Below are 17,399 nucleotides of genomic sequence, written 5' to 3' on the forward strand. Positions count from 1 at the left end.
TCGGAGCGCCGGTCGGACCGGCGCTCCGACGATTCACGCGATGCGGATGAGCTTCTTGTTCACGAACTCCTCGAGGGCGGGGCGGCCCATCTCGCGGCCGGTGCCCGAGCGCTTCACGCCGCCGAAGGGCAGCTCGGCCGCGTCGCCGAGGACGAGGTTGATCCAGACCATCCCCGCGTCGATCCGGTCCGCGAGGCGCAGGGCCTGCTCCCGATCCGTCGTGTAGAGGTAGGAGCCGAGGCCGTACGGGGTGTCGTTCGCGAGGGCGATCGCCTCGTCCTCGTCCTGGACGCGGTAGAGCGCGGCGACGGGGCCGAAGAACTCCTCGCGGTAGGCGTCCATCTCGGGGGTCACGCCCTCGAGCACGGCCGGCGGGAAGAAGTTGCCGGTCACCTCGCCGCTGGCGCGGACGGTCGCCCCCTGCTCGCGCGCTGCGGCCAGCTGCCCCTCGAGGCGCTCGGTCGCGGCGGAGGAGGAGAGCGGGCCGAGGAGAGTGCCCTCCGCGAACGGGTCGGCCGGCTGGGCGCGGGTGAACGCCTCCGTGAACTTCTCGGCGAACGCGTCGTACAGCTCGTCGATCACGATGAAGCGCTTCGCGGCGTTGCAGGACTGGCCGTTGTTGTCCAGGCGCGCGGCGACCGCGTCCTCGACCGCCTTGTCGAGGTCGTCGGTCGACAGGAGCACGAACGGGTCGGACCCGCCGAGCTCGAGCACGACCTTCTTGAGGTGGCGGCCCGCGAGCTCCGCGACGGCCGCGCCGGCCCGCTCGGAGCCGGTGACGGAGACGCCCTGGACCCGCGGGTCGGCGATGACGGTCGCGGCCTGCTCGTTCGTGGCGTAGAGGTTGACGTAGACGCCGGCGGGTGCGCCCAGCTCCTCGGCCGCGGTGCGGAAGATGTCCGCGATGGCGGCGGCCGACTCCGGGCACTGCGGCGCGTGCTTGAGCAGGATCGTGTTCCCCGCGACCACGTTCGGACCAGCGAAGCGGGCCACCTGGTAGTAGGGGAAGTTCCACGGCATGATGCCCAGCAGCACGCCCAGCCCGGCACGCCGGATCAGCGCGGAGCCGGTGCCCTCGGCGAGCTCGATCGGCTCGTCGGCGAGGAAGGCCTCGCCGTTCTCGGCGTAGTAGCGGTAGATGTCGGCCGCGAAGCCGACCTCGCCCTGCGCCTGGTCGAGCGGCTTGCCCATCTCTCGGACGATGATCGCCGCGAGCTCGTCCGCGCGCTCGACGTGCAGGTCGGCCACGCGGGCGATCAGCGCCGCGCGGGTCGCGACGGGCACGGTCCGCGACCAGGAGGAGTACGCGTCCTGCGCCGAGCCGATCGCCGCGGTCAGCTCGGTGTCGCCGAGGGTCGGGTACTCGCGGAGGGTCTCCCCCGTGGCCGGGTCGATCACGGCGTAGTGGGTGCTCATGCGGGCTGTGCTCCTTCGCGGTGGGGGGCCGGTGCGGTCGCGCCGTCCTCGTCGATGATCTCCTGTGCCAGGCGCCTGCCGACGCGGATGGCGCCGTCGACGTGCTGGTAGCCCTCGGCGGCGAGGTCGCTCGTGCCGAAGCGGAGCGGACCCACCGGCTCCAGCTGCAGCGCGCCGTACCGGGTCAGCCCGCCGAGATCGAAGCTCGCGGCGTAGGCGCCCTGCGTCCACTCCTCGGACGCCCAGTCGCTCTCGTAGTAGACGACCGGATCGAGCGCGGCCGGACCGAAGTAGGCCGCGAGCGAGTCGAGGATCGCGGCCTTCCGCTCGCCCTCGTCGAGCGCGAGCACGCGGTCGGCCTTCTCGTCCGAGACGAAGCCGACCAGGGTGCCGCGCTCCTCTCCGTGGTTCGAGTTGTCGTAGGCCTCGTGCACGAGCGAGTGCGGGCTGAACGCGGTGCCGGAGAGGCCGTCGGCACGCCAGAAGGGCGTGGCGTAGGTGGCGTGCACCTTGATCACGAGGCCGAGCGACTGGTGCTGGAGGGCCTGCTGCCGCAGGCGCGGGAGCGATGGATCGAACGAGATGCGGCCGACGAGGTTCGGCGGCACGGCGACGATCGCGCGGCGGGCGCGGAGGACGACGCCGTCGGCGCGCACCTCGACCCCGTCGTCGCCGTAGTGGACGGACCTGACCGGGTGCCCGAGCAGGACGCGCTCGGCGCCGAGGCGCTCGGCGAGCCGCTCCGGGACCTGCTGGAGGCCGCCGATCACGCGCTTGTCGAGGATGAAGTCGGCGTCGACCAGGTTGCTGAAGCTCCCCGCGCTCGCGGCCATCAGGAGCGCCTGGAGGAGGGAGAAGGCGTGCGCCGGCTTGGTGAGCATGGCGTCGGCGAGGAAGAGGGCGATGTTGGCCCGCGCCTCCTCGTCGTCGCTCTGCTGCTCCAGCCAGGCGGCGAAGGTGATGCGGTCGTAGTCGCGGGCGAGCGGATGCGTCCACGGCGCCGCCGGGTCCGTCTCGGCGGCGAGGCGGTCGAGCACCTCGATCAGGCGGGAGATCTCGGACTCGGTGCGCTCGCTCCCCGGGAAGATGTCGCCGGTGAAGCGGCGGGCGGCGCCGTCGGCGCCGATGTAGACGCTCTCGCCCTCGCGGTAGCGGGAGTAGGTGCCGAGGCCGAGCTCGTCGAGGGTCTCGAGGAGCGCGGTCTGGTCCGGCGAGACCCACTGGCCTCCGAGCTCGAGGAGCTGCCCGTCGACCACGCGGGTCTCGAGCCGCCCGCCCACGCGCTCGCGCGCCTCCACGACGACGACGTCGAGACCGTGCTGCTGCAGCCGGAGCGCCGCCGTGAGTCCGGTGGCGCCGGCCCCGATCACGACGACGTCGTGCTCGCTGGAGGACATGACTTCTCTTTCCGTCGGTGATCGCGGGAATGGACGCGCGGATACGGACGATCCTGTCACAGGAGCAGAGGAGAACGTCAGTGGGTGCGCCCGATGGAGGGCGGACGCCGAACCCCTTTCCACACAACTACATAGGCGTGCTATATTAATCCTCGTGCCCGATTCCAGTGCCCCCGTGCGCCTCGCCTCCGCCGCCACCGCCCTCGCGCGGTTCGCGGGCCGGTCGAGCGGCGCGACCGGGCTCGGCGCGCAGTCCGGCGCCGTCTGGTCGACGCTCGCGGAGCTGCGCACCGCCTCCCCCTCCCGCCTCGGCGAGCTGGCCGAGCGGGTGCGCGTCACCCAGCCGACGATGACCGGCATCATCGCCCGGCTCGACGAGGCCGGCTGGATCCGCCGCGTCCACGACGCCGGCGACGGCCGCGCCTGGCTGATCGAGGGCACTCCCGCCGGCTTCGACGCCCTCGCCGGGCACCGGCTCCGCCTCGAGGCCGCCCTGGCCCCGCTGTTCGAGGACCTCGACGAGGACGACCGCCTCGCCCTCGAGCGCGCCGCGGCCGTCGTCGAGGCCCGCGTCGCCCGGATCGCCGGCACCCCCGTCCCCTCCTCCCCCGAGAAAGGCTCCACGCCGTGACCACCTCCCCCCACTCGCCCTCGCAGGGCTCGATCCTGAAGCAGCCGCTGGCCGTCTGGGCCGTCGCCTTCGCCGCGGTGATCGCCTTCATGGGGATCGGCCTGGTCGACCCGATCCTCCCGGCCATCGCCGAGAGCCTGCAGGCGACTCCGACCGAGACCTCGCTGCTCTTCACGAGCTACCTCGTCATCACCGGCGTCGTGATGTTCTTCACCAGCTGGCTCTCCAGCCGCATCGGCGCCAAGAAGACCCTGATGATCGGCCTGGTGCTGATCGTGGTGTTCGCCGCGCTCGCCGGCACGGCGGGCAGCGTCGAGGGCGTCATCGGCTTCCGCGCCGGCTGGGGCTTCGGCAACGCGCTGTTCATCTCGACCGCGCTCTCGACCATCGTCGGCGCGGCGAGCGGAGGCTCCTCCGCGGCGATCGTGCTCTACGAGGCCGCGCTGGGCATCGGTATCGCCATCGGCCCGCTGCTCGGCGGGCTCCTCGGCAGCGTCTCGTGGCGCGGTCCGTTCTTCGGCACCGCCGTGCTGATGGCCGTCGGCTTCATCGCCATCGCGACGCTCCTGCGCGAGGACGGCCCCAAGCCCGCTCCGACTCCGCTCTCGGCGCCGTTCGCGGCCCTCAAGGTCCCGGCCATCCGCACGCTGGCGGGCGCCGCCCTGTTCTACAACATCGGCTTCTTCGTGCTGCTCGCCTACACGCCCTACCCGCTGGGACTGGACGAGATGGGCCTCGGCTTCACGTTCTTCGGCTGGGGGCTGGGCGTGGCGATCACCTCCGTGTTCGTCGCTCCGCTGCTCACCCGGCGCCTCCCGCGCACCGTCGTGCTGCGCTCGGTGCTGGTGCTGCTCGCGCTCGACCTGATCGCCGGCGGCCTCGTGATCTCGTCGCGCGTCGGCCTGATCGTCTGCATCATCGTCGGCGGCCTGCTGCTCGGCGTCGTCAACACGGTGCTCACCGAGTGCGTGATGGAGGCGACCGACCTGCCCCGCTCCGTGGCCTCGTCCGCCTACTCCGGCGTCCGATTCCTCGGCGGCGCGATCGCTCCGCCCGCCGCCTCCGCCCTGGCCGCCGCGATCTCGCCGGCCTTTCCGATGTACGCCGCGGCCGGAGCCGTCGCCGTCGCCGCGCTGATCGTGCTGCTCGGTCGCCGCACCCTGGCCCGCGCCGACGCCCACGAGCCCGAGCCGGAGCTCGTCGAGGCGCAGGCGATCACGCTCGGCGAATGACGCCCCCCGCGGCCCGCCGATGCGACGCGAACGGTCGTCATTCAGGCAGGGTGACGACCTTTCGTGACGCATGGGCGCGGTCGAGCGGGGTGGGCGCCGGATCCGACCTGTGGAGAACCGGTTCACGAGGATCGGCAGGCGGGACAGTGGCGGGATGCACGATCCCTCGCAGCTTCCCGTCGGACTCCATGGCCGCGCCTTCACCGTCACCGACGCGCGCGCGAGCGGACTGAGTCGCGGGCGGCTCCGCAGCTCCGACCTCCACCGCCCCTTCCACGGGGTCCGCACCGCCGACCCCGACCCGAGCCTGCACCTGCGCGCGGAGGCGCTCCTCGCGCTGGTCGGTCCGGAAGCGCTCCTGAGCCATCTGACGGCGGCCGGCTCTGGCCGCTCGACCTCCCTCCCGCCGCCGCGGACGAGCCGCTGCACGTCAGCGTCCGCCGGCCGACCCGCGCTCCCCGGCACCGGAACGTCGTCGGCCACTCCCTCGCCGATCCCGACGTCCGCCGCTTCCTGCGCCGCGGGCTCCCCCTGACCGATCCGGCCTCGCTCTTCTGCCATCTCTCCGCGCTCCTCGAGCCGGACGACCTCGTCGCGGTGGGCGACGCGCTGGTGCGCACGCCGATCGTCGGCGATCGGGCCGACCGGCGGCCCTGGGTGCCGCTGCCCGACCTGCGGGCGCGTGTGTCGGCCTTCCGCGGGCGGGGCTCGGTGCGGCTCCGCGCGGCGCTCGCTCTGGTCCGCGACGGGGCGGAGTCGCGGCAGGAGTCGCGGTTCCGGCTCGCCTCGGTGCGGGCGGGACTGCCGGAGCCGGTGCTGCAGGAGCCGCTGTTCGACTCCGCGGGGGTCTTCGTCGGACGGCCGGACGGCTGGTATCCCGCGGAGCGCGTCGCGTGGGAGTACGAGGGCGACGAGCACCGCACCAGCACCAGGCGCTTCGCCCGCGACCTCGGCCGCTACGACGACCTCGCCTCGATCGGCGTCCGCGTCGTCCGCATCGTCGGCGCAGAGTTCGTCCCCCACCCCGAGCGCTCCGTCGAGCGCCTGCGCCGAGCGCTCGCCGAGCGGACTCCGCATGAATGGCCGCCGATGCGTCGCGAACGGTCGTCATCCGAGCGGAGTGACGACCGTTCGTGACCCATCGCGGGAGGTCGCGCGCTCAGGGCTCAGGGCGCGACCTCGAAGAGGCGCGGGCGCAGCGCGGAGGTGCGCGGGTCGGCGGCGCAGGCGGCGAGCGCCGCCGCGAGGACGCCGCGGGCCGGGTGCGGCTCGCGGACGTACACGTCGACGCCGGCGGGCGTGAACGGCGTGCGGGCGAAGCGGGTGAGGGCCCAGCCCGCCTCCTCGTCGGCGGCGACGAACGACCAGCGGCTGCGGGCGAGGAGGGTCAGCGGCTCGACGCCCCGCCAGCGGAAGCCGGACGGATCGCCCGCATCGGGGGTGTCGATCCCGACCACGTAGTGCGAGCGGGTGCGGCCGCGCCAGCTCACGACGTCGCCGATCTCGCCGGTCGGGAGCGGCGCGTACGTGATCGCCACCCCCGACCGCGAGCGCCAGAGCGGCAGCGACGAGCCCCGGACGAACCAGGTGCCGCTCGCGAGCGCCCGGGCGTCGATCATCGGAGGGCGTGCTTGATGTTGGTGCGGGCCAGCGCGACGGCCTCGCCCGCTCCTCCGTTCATCACGATCTTCGAGACCGCCAGCGCGAAGCCCTTCACCTGCGCGCCCGTGATCGTGGGCGGCAGCGAGAGGGCGAGCGGATCCGTCACCACGTCAACGAGGACCGGGCCGCCGTCGGCGAGCGCCGAGCGGAGGGCCTCCTCCACGTCGCGCGGGTCCTCGACGCGGATGCCGCGGATGCCGATCGCCTCCGCCACTTTCGCGTAGTCGACCATCGGCACGTCGACGGCGAAGTCCGGGAAGCCGTCGACCAGCATCTCGACCTTGACCAGCCCGAGCGTGGAGTTGTTGAACACGACGATCGTCACGGGCAGCCGGTAGGCGGCGACCGTGACCAGCTCGCCCATCAGCATCGAGAGCCCGCCGTCGCCGCTCAGCGAGACGACCTGGCGCCCGGGGTGCGAGAGCTGCGCGCCGACCGCCTGCGGGAGCGCGTTCGCCATCGAGCCGTGCATGTAGGAGCCGAGCAGGCGCCGCTTCCCGTTGGGCGTGATGTAGCGGGCCTGCCAGACATTGCCCATGCCGGTGTCGGCGGTGACGATCGCGTCCTCGGAGAGCAGGCCGTCGAGCGTGGAGGCGACGAGCTCGGGATGGATCGGACTGCGCGTGCCGACCTCGGTGTACTTCCCGACGACTCCGGTGACCAGCTTCTCGTGCTTCTTCAGCGTCTTGTCGAGGAAGCGGTGGTCCTTCCGCTTCACGAGCGGGGTCAGCGCGGTGAGGGTCGCCGCCACGTCGCCGTGGACGGGGTGCGCGACGCTCACGCGGCGTCCGAGCTTCGAGGCGTCGCTGTCGACCTGCGCGATCACCACCTTCGAGGCGTCGGGGAGGAACTGCTCGTAGGGGAAGTCGGTGCCGAGGAGCAGGAGCAGGTCGGCGTCGTGCATGCCGGCGTGCGCCGCCCCGTAGCCGAGGAGGCCCGTCATGCCGACGTCGTAGGGGTTGTCGTACTGGATCCACTCCTTGCCGCGCAGGCTGTGCCCGACGGGTGCGCCCACCAGCTCGGCGAAGGCGACGACCTCGTCGTGCGCGTTCTGCACTCCGGCGCCCGCGAAGATCGCGACGGTCCGCGCCTGGTCGATGGCGGCCGCGAGAGCGCGGACGTCGGCGTCGGCGGGGACCAGGACGGGCGTCGACGGCAGCACGAACGCGGGGAAGCCGTCCACCGCCTCCAGCTCGGCGATGTCACCGGGGAGGGTGACCACGGCGACTCCGCGGAGGGCCACTGCGCTGCGCATCGCGGCGTTCACGACGCGCGGGGCCTGGGCGGCGGTCGAGATCAGCTCGCGGTAGTTCGAGCACTCGACGAAGAGGCGGTCGGGGTGCGTCTCCTGGAAGTAGGACGAGCCGATCTCGTTGCTCGGGATGTGGCTCGCGATGGCGAGCACCGGGGCGGAGGAGCGGTGCGCGTCGTAGAGGCCGTTGATGAGGTGCAGGTTGCCGGGGCCGCAGCTGCCGGCGCAGACGGCGAGGCGCCCGGTCAGCTGGGCCTCCGCGCCGGCGGCGAAGGCGGCCGCCTCCTCGTTGCGCACGTGGATCCAGTCGATGCCTCCCTTCTCGGAGCCGCCGCTGCGGCGCACCGCGTCGACGATCGGATTCAGCGAGTCGCCGACGATCCCATAGATGCGGGAGACGCCGGCGTCGATGAGCTGGGCGATGAGCTGGTCTGCGACCGTCTTCTGAGCCATGACCCCATTCGACCGGACCGGGCTGAGCGTCCGCTACTCCGGAAAGTGGAGATCCGGATCGAGTGCATCCCCCTCGGGACGGAGGCCCTGCACCCCTAGCCTGGGAGTCGTCACAGGAACACCTCCGTGCCGCTGATCCCGGGAGTCGCCATGAACCGCCGCAGAACCGCCCTCGTCCTGGCCGCCGGAGCGGCCCTCGCCCTCGGCCTGACCGGCTGCTCGGGCCTGAACGGCCTGATGGGCGGCGAGACCCGCGACGACGAGACCGGGGAGATCACCGAGGGCGGGACGACCGACGTCTTCCAGCTGCGCGTGGGCGACTGCCTGAACGGCGAGCTCAGCGAGGAGGCGACCGAGGTCACCGACGTGCCGACCGTGCCCTGCACCGAGCCGCACGTGTACGAGGTGTTCCAGAACCTGACGATGGCCGACGCGGACGAGTACCCGGGCGAGTCCGTCGCGACGGAGCAGGCCGAGACCGACTGCGTCACGGCGTTCGAGTCGTTCACCGGGATCGGCTACCAGGACTCGGCGTACGACTTCAGCTACTACTACCCGACCGCCGAGAGCTGGGGCACGGGCGACCGGACGATCAACTGCATGATCACCGACCCGAACGGGCCGAGCACCGGCACGCTGGCGGGCGTCGCGGCCTGATCGGCGTTCCCCGCGCGCGGCGGTTCCGGTCCCGCCGAGCGCTCCGCGCGCGGCCGCTCAGTCCCGGTCGCGCGCGGGGAACAGGCGCAGCAGCAGGCCGGAGCCGATCCAGACCACGGCGATCCCCGCGACGAGCCAGGAGGCTCCGAGGCCGGACGCCGCTCCCGCCAGCACGGCGCCGACGGCCGCGGCGGCGGAGCGCAGCCCCGCGCCGATCGTGAACACCTGCGAGCGGACGGCGGCGGGGCTCTCCTGATCGCGCAGCAGCAGCATCGCGGCGTTCGAGGGGGCCGTGAAGACGCCGGCGACCGCGAAGGCGGCGATCGCCACGACGATGCCCAGGTCGGGGACGGCGACCAGGAGGACGGCGCCGGTCGCGATGTAGGCGGCGCCCATCGTCCACGCCGGCGGACGGCGGGTCCAGCGGCGTGCCGCCACCGCGAGGGCGCCGAGCAGGCCGCCCACGGCGAAGGCGGTCAGGATCCACGCGGCGGCGTCGGTGCTGCCCAGCCGCTCCACCGAGAGGCTGATCGCCGCGACTCCCGCCGCTCCGCCCGCGACCTGGCTGAGCGTGCCCGCCGAGGTGACCACCGCGATCGGACGGTGCCGCACGAGGTGGGTGACGCCCGCGACGACCGTCCGCAGCACGCCGACGGTCGGCGCCGGACGCGCCTCCATCGCCAGGCCGAGCGAGCCGACGACGCCGATGAGGGCGAGCACCGCCATCGCGAGCATCGCGGTGCGCGCTCCCCCGACTCCGACCGCGAGGCCCACGATCGCGGGCCCGCTGATCGAGGCGACCGTGTACGAGAGCGAGTCCTGCGCGTAGGCGCGGCGCGGCTCCGGGATGGCGCTCGTGACGAAGCTCGACATGCCGCCCATGTAGACGGGCGTCGCGAGCCCCGCGAGGAGCAGCAGCACCACGATGAGCGGAGTCGGCACCTCGCCGAGGAAGGCGGCGACCGCGAAGGCGACGGCGGTCGTGAGCGCGGAGCCGACCAGGAGCCGGCGGGGGCGGCGGACCCGGTCCAGCACTGTGCCGACGAGCGGCGCGGCGATCACGGCGGGGAAGAGCGCCGCGCCGGTCAGGGCACCGCCGAGCGCGACGTCGCCGAGACGCTCGACGGCGAGGACGGGAAGGGCGACGACCATGCCGGCGCTGGCCAGGCGGAGGGGGATCGACGCGGCCTGGTAGCTGACCGCGCTCATGCGGGACCGGGGATCGACATCACCTCCGATGGTGCCACGGCTGCGGGGCCGGGTCGGCCGGGGAGGCAGGCCACCGGCGTCCGGGCGGCCTGCGGCGCCGCGCCCGGGCGGGAGGCTCCGTGCAGTCGTGCAGGGCTCAGCGGCGCCGCCCGCGGAGGGCGAGCTGCACCGCCGCGAGCAGGAGGAGGACCGCGAAGAGGATCCCGGACACGCGCGCCGGCAGGAGGAAGGAGAGCGCGACTCCGGCGAAGGAGAACGCCGTGGCGGTGAGCCCGACCACCAGGCCCGCCCGCACGTCGAGCAGCCCGCGCCGCGCGTTCGCGATCGAGCCGGTGACCGCCGTGGGGATCATCGCGGCGAGCGAGGTGCCCTTGGCCAGGAGGTCCGCGAGCCCGAAGGCGCCGACCAGGACCGGCACGGCGATCGCTCCGCCGCCGATGCCGAAGAGGCCGGAGGCGACGCCCATCCCGATGCCGAGCCCCGCGAACCCGGGCCAGACGCCCCAGCCCTCGGCGACGTCGCCGGTGTCGTTCGAGCCGAACACGGCCATGCGGACCGCCGCGGCCACGAGCAGCGCCACGAACATCCAGCGCAGGACGCCCAGGGGCAGCCGCGCGAGCAGCCAGGATCCGGCCACCGCCCCGAGCATCGCCGCGGCCGCGATCACCGCCGCCGGGATCCAGGCGACCTGGCCGGCGAGGGCGTAGCCGAAGGCCCCGGCGACCGAGGTCGGGGCGATCGCGAGCAGCGAGGTGGCGGAGGCGCGGCGCTGGTCCATCCCGGCCCAGGCGATCAGCATCGGCACCATCACGATCCCGCCGCCGACGCCGAACGCACCCGACAGGGTCCCGCCGACCGCCCCGATCAGGGCCAGGACGAACAGGGTGCGCGGCCGCACGCGCGCGGCCGTCCGGTCGGGGAGGGGCGCCTGCGGGGCGGTCGCGTCGGTCACGGCTCCATGCCACCACAGCACCGGGCCGAGGGCGAATCGCGGTGAGTGGACCGCGTTCCTGAGAGGACCGGTCCGGCCCGGCCCGCCTCTCTGGCAGTTGCCTGGGCGGGCCGGATCCGACCGTGACGTTCGGCGTCGACGGAGCGTCCTACCTGCGTATCCCGCCTGATCGAGCGATCGGGCCCCGAGCGAAAGAGGAGACCGTGGCCGAGACCACCGCGACCACCACCCGTCAGACCAGCACCGGAACCGGACGCACCGTGATCGAGGACGGCGTCATCGCCAAGGTCGCCGGCATCGCCGCACGCGAGGTCCCAGGCGTCCACGCGCTCGGCGGAGGAGCGGCCCGCGCGATCGGCGCCATCCGCAACGCGATCGGCAACGACGACCGCGGCCAGGGCGTCAAGGTCGAGGTCGGCGAGCGCCAGGTCGCCGCCGACGTGACCATCGTCGCCGAGTACCCCGCGCCGCTGCAGAAGGTCGCCGAGGACGTGCGCTCCGCCGTCGCCGACGCGATCCAGCACATCGCCGGCATGGAGGTCGCCGAGATCAACGTGACCGTCCAGGACGTCCACATCCCCGAGGACGACACCCAGGAGTCCGACCCGCGCGTCGTCTGATCCGTTCCCCCGCACCGACGCCCCGGGCCGAACGGCACCGGGGCGTCGGCGTGTCGGCGACCCTGCGCCGACTCCCGAGGCGTCCCCCGGCGCCCCTCCCGAACCCGGGTCCCGCCCCCGAACCCCGACCCCCCTGACCCGAACAGGAGCGATGACATGGAGAAGTCCTGCGTCCGTCCCCTCGACCTGGACGACGCCGTCGCCCTCGTCGGCATCCTCGCCGCCCTCCAGGCCCTCCTCGACAGCGGCGGCCTCCCCGCTGAGGAGGTCGAGGCACTGCGCCACGGGCTCGAGCAGGGCGGCGCCCTCCTCCCCGGAAGCGACGAGAACGAGATCGCGAGCGCTCTGGGTGGGCTGAACGCCCGTCTGCGTGGGACCATCGAATGATCGCGCCGCGCTCGATGTTCCCGTAGCCTTCATCCGCGCTCGTGTCGGCCCCGGAGACGCGCTGCCCCGCCTGCGGGCGGCGTCCGGTCCGGTCCCGCACTCCCACGGGGTCGCTGAAGCCCGAGAGCCGGAGGAGATCCGATCGTGAACGGTGACCACTTCGTGCTCTCGACCGCGACGCCCTGGGACGACCGCACCGAGATCATCGGCGTCTACGCCTCGGAGGCGTGGGCCCGCGAGGCCGCGGCCGCGTGGCTCGACTCCCCCGACCGCGAGGCGTTCCCCCGGTGCGTCATCGAGGGCTGGAGCGGCGCCCACCTCCTCGGCCGCGAGGTGATCGAGGCGCTCGGTCTCGACGACGAGGGCGGCGACGAGTCGCTGGGCGGCCCCCGCAGCCTCTAGACCGCGCTCCCGGCTCAGGCGCCCCAGTGCGACGGCCGCTCGAAGTGCGACGGCAGCGTGGTCGCCGCATCCCCTCGGGCGCTGTTCACCTGCGCCTGGGTGAGGTAGACCGCCTCGGCGAGCCGGGCTCCGGACACGTCCGCGTCGCGCAGGTCCACTCCGAGCAGGTCGCACCGCTGCAGATCCGCACCCCGGAGGTCCGCGGCGAGGAGGAGCGCTCCACGCAGATCCGCTCCCCGGAGATCCGCGTCCCGGAGCGCCGCGCCCGCCAGGTCGGCGCCCGGAGCGAGCCGTCGCCCCCTCGACCGGCGGGCCGGTGGAGCCGTTCCTGCACGAGCGGCCGCGCTCGCCGCGATCAGGAGCGGCCGGGACGCTCCGTACTCCGCGTCGACGTCGACCGCGACCACCTGCTCCGGCTCGCCGAGGGTGTGCGCGTGCACCGCGTCGAACCGCACGCGCAGCTCCTCGAGGAGCGGCGCGCCGACCCCGGGCAGCGCCAGCGCGGAGTCGAGGTACCAGAGCAGCTCGTGCAGCCGGCGCATCAGCGGGAACACCGCGAACATCCGCTCGCGCACCGCCGGATCCGACCGCCAGGAGACGCCGCCGAACGTCTGCTGCGAGACCTTCTGGCCGGCGCCGAAGCAGTCGAAGACGGTGCAGCCGACGAAGCCCTGCGGCCGGAGCCGGCGGTGGATCGTGCAGGCGTCCTCGCCGTCGAGGTTGACGCACGGGTCCCCGGCGCGCTTGTCGAAGGGGAAGTCGGCGGAGCGGGCGAAGGCGAGGGCGACGCAGCACAGGCCGAAGCAGTTCGCGCAGTCGGCGCCGAGGTCCTCGCGGCGGCCGAGCTCGACCCTGGTGCGTGACGTCATCCGTCCGAGCCTACGCGCGGCGCGACTCCCGCTCAGTGCGCGAGGGCGAGCACGCCGACGACCAGCACGCCGAGACCCACGATCCCGAGCAGCGAGACGAGGCTCTCCTTCCAGGAGAGGCCCGCGCGCACGACGGCGATGAGGGCGATCCCGGCGAGCGTGGCGATGTAGACGCCCGCGCCGATCCGCAGCGCGACCGTCGCGTCGATCCAGCCCAGCGCCGCGGCCCCGAGAGCGAGGACCGGCAGTGACGCCGAGGCGAGCGCCCCGCCCGCGATCCGCAGCATCGTGCGCGCCTCGGCCCGCGAGGGCGTCGCGGCGTGCACGACCTGGTGCGCGATCACCTCGGCGACGAAGCCCGCTGCCGAGATCCCGACGATCGAGATCACGAGGCTCTGGAGGGCGTGGGCCGCGTCGGGGTGGTCGCCGACGAGGTAGATCATCACCACGGCCAGGCCCGTGAAGGTCGCGTAGACGCGCTCCTTGAGGGCCCGGGCGATCTCGTCGAGGGGGCGGCGGGTCCGCTCCGCCCACCGGCCGGCGCGGCCCGGGCGCAGGCGCACGGGCGTCATCCGGTCGGCCGGGGCGGTTCGGCCCTCGTCCGCCGCTCCGTCAGTAGGAGGCGGAGTCGACACGTGCCGCGGAGGAGTCGCCCGAGTGCCGCGCGGCGAGGTCGCCGAGGATGGTCGCGGAGCCGCTGGTGCCGAAGCGGGTGACGCCGAGGCCGCGGTAGGCGAGGAGCGTGTCGAGGTCGCGCACGCCGCCGGACGCCTTCACCTGGACGGCCTCGGAGACGGCGCCGCGCATGAGGCGGAGGTCGTGCTCGTTCGCTCCGCCGCCCGCGAAGCCCGTGGCGGTCTTGACGAAGTCCGCTCCGGCGCGCTCGGCCGCCCGGCTGCCCTCGACGACCTGCTCGTCGTCGAGGAGGCTCGTCTCGAGGATGACCTTGACGACGTGGCCGTCGGCGGCCTCGACCACGGCGCGGACGTCGTCCTCGACGTCCTGGAGCAGGCCGCTGCGGAGGCGCCCGATGTTGACGACCATGTCGAGCTCGGACGCACCGTCGGCGAGCGCCTGACGCGACTCCGCGACCTTCGCCGCAGTGGAGGTGGTGCCGTGGGGGAAGCCGATGACCGTGCCGACCAGGACGCCGGAGCCCTCGAGCCGGGCGACCGAGTGGGCGATGTCGGAGGGGCGGACGCAGACGCTGAACACGCCGGACGCGCGCGCCTCGTCGAGCTGGGCGTCGACGTCGGCGCGGGTGAGCTCGGGCTTCAGGATCGCGTGGTCGATGAGCGCCGCGATCTCGGCGACGGTGGGCAGGCTGGAGTCGGTCATCCGCACATTTTACGTCCGCCGGCGGGGCGGACGACGAAGGCCCGTGATCCTTCGATCACGGGCCTCCGGCGGTTCACGCTGCTAGCGGCGCTCGGTCACCAGCTGGACTTGGTGATGCCGGGCAGCTCGCCGCGGTGCGCCATGTCACGGAAGCGGACACGCGAGATGCCGAACTTCGTGAGGTTGCCGCGGGGGCGGCCGTCGACGGCGTCGCGCGAGCGGACGCGGACGGGCGAGGCGTTGCGGGGGAGCTTCTGGAGGCCGACGCGGGCGGCCTCACGGGTCTCGTCGGTCCCGGCCGGGTCGACGAGGGCCTTCTTCAGCTCGAGGCGCTTGGCGGCGTAGCGGTCGACGATCACCTTGCGCTGCTCGTTGCGGGCGATCTTGCTCTTCTTGGCCATACTTAGCGCTCCTCGCGGAAGTCGACGTGCTTGCGCACTACGGGGTCGTACTTCTTGAGCACGAGACGGTCGGGGTCGTTGCGGCGGTTCTTCTTGGTCACGTAGGTGTAACCGGTGCCGGCCGTCGAACGGAGCTTGATGATCGGACGGACGTCCTGCTGCTTGGCCATTAGATCTTCACCCCGCGAGCGAGAACATCCTTGACGACGGACTCGATGCCACGGGCGTCGATGACCTTGATGCCCTTGGCCGAGAGGGTCAGGGTGACGTTACGGCGAAGCGACGGCACGTAGTACGTCTTCTTCTGCACGTTCGGGTCGAAGCGGCGCTTGGTGCGCCGGTGCGAGTGCGAGATGGCGTGCCCGAAGCCGGGGACGGCTCCGGTCACCTGGCAGACTGCTGCCATGGTTTCCTCCATGTGTGGTTACCGTGGATCACGCGCGGCACGAGGCCCCGCCCGACCCACCCAAGGTCACTTGTCGGCGCACCGCCCGCCTGTCCGGCCGGAGCCGGGGCTCCTGCCCGGTGGGCAGCACGCAAGCGCGCGCAGATGCACGCAACTTCGCTAGGTTACGCGACCCGGGCGGCGGCCGCAACAGCCGGGGAGCGCCACGGGCGCCCGGGCGCCGGGCGCGGCATTGCCCCCCGCTCGCGGTGACCGCTACGGTCGCGAGAACGCTCCGGGGGTCGGAGCATGCGAGGGGGGCCCGTGGACCGGTTGAGGCGACGCGCGCTGCTGCTGGGGATCGCCTCCTCGGCGGTCGCGCTGACGGGCTGCGCGCCCGCCCGGCCCGCTCCCGCGGCGCTCCCGCCGAGCACGGCGCCGGCGCTGCTGCCGTCCGCCACTCCGACGGCCGTCCCGCCCCCTCCCCGCCCTGTGCCGACCACCACCGCCGCGGCGACTCCGGTGCGGGCGAAGGCGCCGCTGCCGACAGGCACGATCTCGGAGCTGCCCGGCGAGGGGAGCCTGCTCGCCTGGACCGTCGACGACGGCGCCGACTCGGACGTGGTCGCCGCCTACGCGCAGTTCGCCCGGGACACCGGCACCCGGCTGACCTTCTTCCTCAACGGGAAGTACGACTCGTGGACCGAGAACGCGCCGCTGCTGGCTCCGCTCGTCGCCTCGGGGCAGGTGCAGCTCGCGAACCACACCTGGTCGCACGCCGACCTGACGAGCCTCTCGAGCGACGGCGTGCAGGAGGAGCTGAGCCGCAACGGCGACTTCATCCGCTCGACCTACGGAGTGGAGGCGGCGCCCTTCTACCGTCCGCCGTTCGGCTACACGGACGAGCGGAGCCGAGCCGCCGCGGCGGAGATCGGCTACACGGCGACGGTGCTCTGGTACGGCTCGCTCTCGGACTCGGGGCGGATCACGCCGGAGCAGGTGGTCGGCTTCGCGGACCAGTGGTTCCTCCCCCAGCACATCGTGATCGGGCACGCGAACGTCGATCCGGTGACGCAGGTCTACGCGCGGCTCGTCGACATCCTCCGCGAGCGCTCGCTCGAGACGGTGACCCTCCGCGACGTCTTCGCCGTCTGAGCGCCTCCCCGCTGGCGCTGGTCAGCGGAGCGCGGCGCGCGCGGCGGCGGAGACGGCCGCGGCGACCGCGTCGAGGGCGGGCGTGTGCAGGGCCCACTGCTGCCAGTAGAGGGGAACGTCGACGGGGTCGCCGCCCAGCTCGACCAGCCCCTCGCCGCCGACCGGGGCCTGCAGCTCGGGCAGCATCCCCCACCCCATGCCCAGGCGCACGGCGCGCTCGAAGTCGGTCGACCCGGGGACGCGGTGCTGCGGCGGGCTGCCGTCGACGCCGGCGGCCCGGAGGAAGTCGTCCTGCAGGCGGTCCTTCTCGTCGAAGACGACCAGCGGAGCCGTGGCGAGGGCAGTGGCGAGGGCGGCGGTGCCGAGGCCGGCCGTGCCGCCGTCCGGGAACCAGCGCTCGGCGAACGCGGGCGCGGCCATCGCGCGGTATCGCATCACTCCGAGGGGCGCGACGGTGCAGCCGAGCACCGCCTCCGACTCGCCGGTGACGGCCGCCAGCACGGTGCCGTCGCGGAGGAACGCGGTGGTGTGCGCCTGGTCCTCGCGGTGCAGCTCCACCACGACGTCGGGGACGGAGGCGAGCGCGGGCAGCACCCAGGTGGCGAGGGAGTCGGCGTTGACGGCGAGCGGGAGGACGACCGGGCCCGCCCCCGCCGCGTCCTCGCCGCCGAGGGAGCGGACCGCGTCGTCGGCGAGCAGCTCGATCTGGCGGGCGAGGCGGAGGAGCCCGGCACCGGCCTCCGTCGCGACGACGGGGCGCGAGCGCACCAGCAGGACGCGGCCGGCGGCGGTCTCGAGCGCCTTGATCCGCTGACTGAGGGCGGAGGGGGTGATGTGCAGGGCGCGGGCGGCGGCGTCGAAGGAGCCGTGCCGGACGGAGGCGGCGAGCGCGCGCAGGCGGGAGAGGTCGAGATCATCGGTCAGCATCAGTGCCGCTTACGGTACTGAAGGAGCATGAGCTGGTCTACAGGAGCGCGCCGC

Annotated in this window: 21 protein-coding genes; 8 read left to right on the forward strand and 13 right to left on the reverse strand. The window is 73.6% G+C overall.

The window, feature by feature from the left end; translation table 11 throughout:
• Positions 1-33: 33 nt before the first annotated feature.
• Together GSU45_RS14070 and GSU45_RS14075 are read right to left on the reverse strand one after the other, a co-directional pair.
• Positions 34-1,416: an NAD-dependent succinate-semialdehyde dehydrogenase gene (locus GSU45_RS14070; RefSeq protein WP_159915802.1), complete on the reverse strand. Its 1,383-nt coding sequence runs from the start codon at positions 1,414-1,416 to the stop codon at positions 34-36.
• A complete protein-coding gene (locus tag GSU45_RS14075; RefSeq protein ID WP_159915804.1) occupies positions 1,413-2,813 on the reverse strand; it encodes an NAD(P)/FAD-dependent oxidoreductase in 1,401 nt (466 codons plus the stop codon). Before GSU45_RS14075 ends, GSU45_RS14070 begins: the two co-directional genes overlap by 4 nt.
• A 154-nt stretch (positions 2,814-2,967) precedes the next feature.
• Here GSU45_RS14075 and GSU45_RS14080 point away from each other — a divergent pair, with 154 nt between their 5' ends.
• The 3 genes from GSU45_RS14080 (at position 2,968) to GSU45_RS14090 (ending at position 5,813) form a co-directional block, all read left to right on the forward strand.
• Positions 2,968-3,444, forward strand: coding sequence for a MarR family transcriptional regulator (locus GSU45_RS14080; protein WP_159915806.1), 477 nt, complete (start codon positions 2,968-2,970; stop codon positions 3,442-3,444).
• Positions 3,441-4,676, forward strand: a complete 1,236-nt coding sequence (locus GSU45_RS14085) for an MFS transporter (RefSeq protein WP_159915808.1) — start codon at positions 3,441-3,443, stop codon at positions 4,674-4,676. Before GSU45_RS14080 ends, GSU45_RS14085 begins: the two co-directional genes overlap by 4 nt.
• A gap of 597 nt (positions 4,677-5,273) precedes the next feature.
• A complete protein-coding gene (locus GSU45_RS14090) occupies positions 5,274-5,813 on the forward strand; it encodes a hypothetical protein (protein WP_159915810.1) in 540 nt (179 codons plus the stop codon).
• A 29-nt stretch (positions 5,814-5,842) separates the two neighbouring features.
• On the opposite strand, the gene GSU45_RS14095 is transcribed toward GSU45_RS14090, so the two are convergent.
• Together GSU45_RS14095 and GSU45_RS14100 are read right to left on the reverse strand one after the other, a co-directional pair.
• Positions 5,843-6,295 carry a hypothetical protein gene (locus GSU45_RS14095; protein ID WP_159915812.1) on the reverse strand — a complete coding sequence of 151 codons (453 nt, stop codon included), beginning with the start codon at positions 6,293-6,295 and terminating at the stop codon, positions 5,843-5,845.
• Positions 6,292-8,043: a pyruvate dehydrogenase gene (locus tag GSU45_RS14100; RefSeq protein WP_159915814.1), complete on the reverse strand. Its 1,752-nt coding sequence runs from the start codon at positions 8,041-8,043 to the stop codon at positions 6,292-6,294. Before GSU45_RS14100 ends, GSU45_RS14095 begins: the two co-directional genes overlap by 4 nt.
• A gap of 126 nt (positions 8,044-8,169) precedes the next feature.
• On the opposite strand from GSU45_RS14100, the gene GSU45_RS14105 reads away from it, so the two are divergent.
• Positions 8,170-8,700, forward strand: a complete 531-nt coding sequence (locus tag GSU45_RS14105; RefSeq protein ID WP_104276304.1) for a septum formation family protein — start codon at positions 8,170-8,172, stop codon at positions 8,698-8,700.
• A gap of 57 nt (positions 8,701-8,757) precedes the next feature.
• Here the strand turns inward: GSU45_RS14105 and GSU45_RS14110 are convergent, their stop codons facing one another.
• Complete coding sequence (locus GSU45_RS14110) at positions 8,758-9,909, reverse strand: MFS transporter (protein ID WP_159915816.1); 1,152 nt, start codon at positions 9,907-9,909, stop codon at positions 8,758-8,760.
• 136 nt (positions 9,910-10,045) lie between these two features.
• Entirely contained in the window at positions 10,046-10,861 is an 816-nt protein-coding gene (locus GSU45_RS14115; RefSeq protein WP_159915818.1) for a sulfite exporter TauE/SafE family protein, read from the reverse strand.
• Positions 10,862-11,064: 203 nt separating this feature from the next.
• On the opposite strand from GSU45_RS14115, the gene GSU45_RS14120 reads away from it, so the two are divergent.
• From GSU45_RS14120 to GSU45_RS14130, 3 genes are all read left to right on the forward strand, one after another.
• On the forward strand, positions 11,065-11,481 hold the full coding sequence (locus GSU45_RS14120) for an Asp23/Gls24 family envelope stress response protein (protein ID WP_159915820.1): 417 nt from the start codon (positions 11,065-11,067) through the stop codon (positions 11,479-11,481).
• A gap of 156 nt (positions 11,482-11,637) precedes the next feature.
• Positions 11,638-11,868 (forward strand): hypothetical protein, encoded by a 231-nt coding sequence (locus tag GSU45_RS14125; RefSeq protein WP_159915822.1) that lies wholly within the window; start codon positions 11,638-11,640, stop codon positions 11,866-11,868.
• Positions 11,869-12,012: 144 nt separating this feature from the next.
• Positions 12,013-12,270, forward strand: a complete 258-nt coding sequence (locus tag GSU45_RS14130; protein WP_159915824.1) for a hypothetical protein — start codon at positions 12,013-12,015, stop codon at positions 12,268-12,270.
• 14 nt (positions 12,271-12,284) lie between these two features.
• Here the strand turns inward: GSU45_RS14130 and GSU45_RS14135 are convergent, their stop codons facing one another.
• From GSU45_RS14135 to rpmB, 6 genes are all read right to left on the reverse strand, one after another.
• Positions 12,285-13,139 (reverse strand): pentapeptide repeat-containing protein, encoded by an 855-nt coding sequence (locus GSU45_RS14135; RefSeq protein ID WP_159915826.1) that lies wholly within the window; start codon positions 13,137-13,139, stop codon positions 12,285-12,287.
• A 32-nt stretch (positions 13,140-13,171) separates the two neighbouring features.
• Complete coding sequence (locus tag GSU45_RS14140; protein WP_159915828.1) at positions 13,172-13,702, reverse strand: hypothetical protein; 531 nt, start codon at positions 13,700-13,702, stop codon at positions 13,172-13,174.
• A gap of 49 nt (positions 13,703-13,751) precedes the next feature.
• Positions 13,752-14,477 (reverse strand): deoxyribose-phosphate aldolase, encoded by a 726-nt coding sequence (gene deoC, locus GSU45_RS14145; protein WP_208543438.1) that lies wholly within the window; start codon positions 14,475-14,477, stop codon positions 13,752-13,754.
• 95 nt (positions 14,478-14,572) lie between these two features.
• Positions 14,573-14,878 carry a 30S ribosomal protein S14 gene (gene rpsN / locus GSU45_RS14150; RefSeq protein ID WP_104225107.1) on the reverse strand — a complete coding sequence of 102 codons (306 nt, stop codon included), beginning with the start codon at positions 14,876-14,878 and terminating at the stop codon, positions 14,573-14,575.
• Positions 14,879-14,880: 2 nt separating this feature from the next.
• Positions 14,881-15,048 carry a 50S ribosomal protein L33 gene (gene rpmG, locus GSU45_RS14155; RefSeq protein WP_027692168.1) on the reverse strand — a complete coding sequence of 56 codons (168 nt, stop codon included), beginning with the start codon at positions 15,046-15,048 and terminating at the stop codon, positions 14,881-14,883.
• Positions 15,048-15,284: a 50S ribosomal protein L28 gene (gene rpmB / locus GSU45_RS14160; protein WP_056038148.1), complete on the reverse strand. Its 237-nt coding sequence runs from the start codon at positions 15,282-15,284 to the stop codon at positions 15,048-15,050. Before rpmB ends, rpmG begins: the two co-directional genes overlap by 1 nt.
• A 303-nt stretch (positions 15,285-15,587) precedes the next feature.
• Between rpmB and GSU45_RS17410 the strand changes: the two genes are divergently transcribed.
• Entirely contained in the window at positions 15,588-16,418 is an 831-nt protein-coding gene (locus GSU45_RS17410) for a polysaccharide deacetylase family protein (RefSeq protein WP_208543439.1), read from the forward strand.
• Positions 16,419-16,439: 21 nt separating this feature from the next.
• Here the strand turns inward: GSU45_RS17410 and GSU45_RS14170 are convergent, their stop codons facing one another.
• On the reverse strand, positions 16,440-17,345 hold the full coding sequence (locus GSU45_RS14170; protein WP_159915830.1) for an ArgP/LysG family DNA-binding transcriptional regulator: 906 nt from the start codon (positions 17,343-17,345) through the stop codon (positions 16,440-16,442).
• Positions 17,346-17,399: the final 54 nt, after the last annotated feature.

The sequence above is a fragment of the Rathayibacter sp. VKM Ac-2801 genome (assembly GCF_009834245.1).
In the GTDB taxonomy this organism is placed as follows: domain Bacteria; phylum Actinomycetota; class Actinomycetes; order Actinomycetales; family Microbacteriaceae; genus Rathayibacter.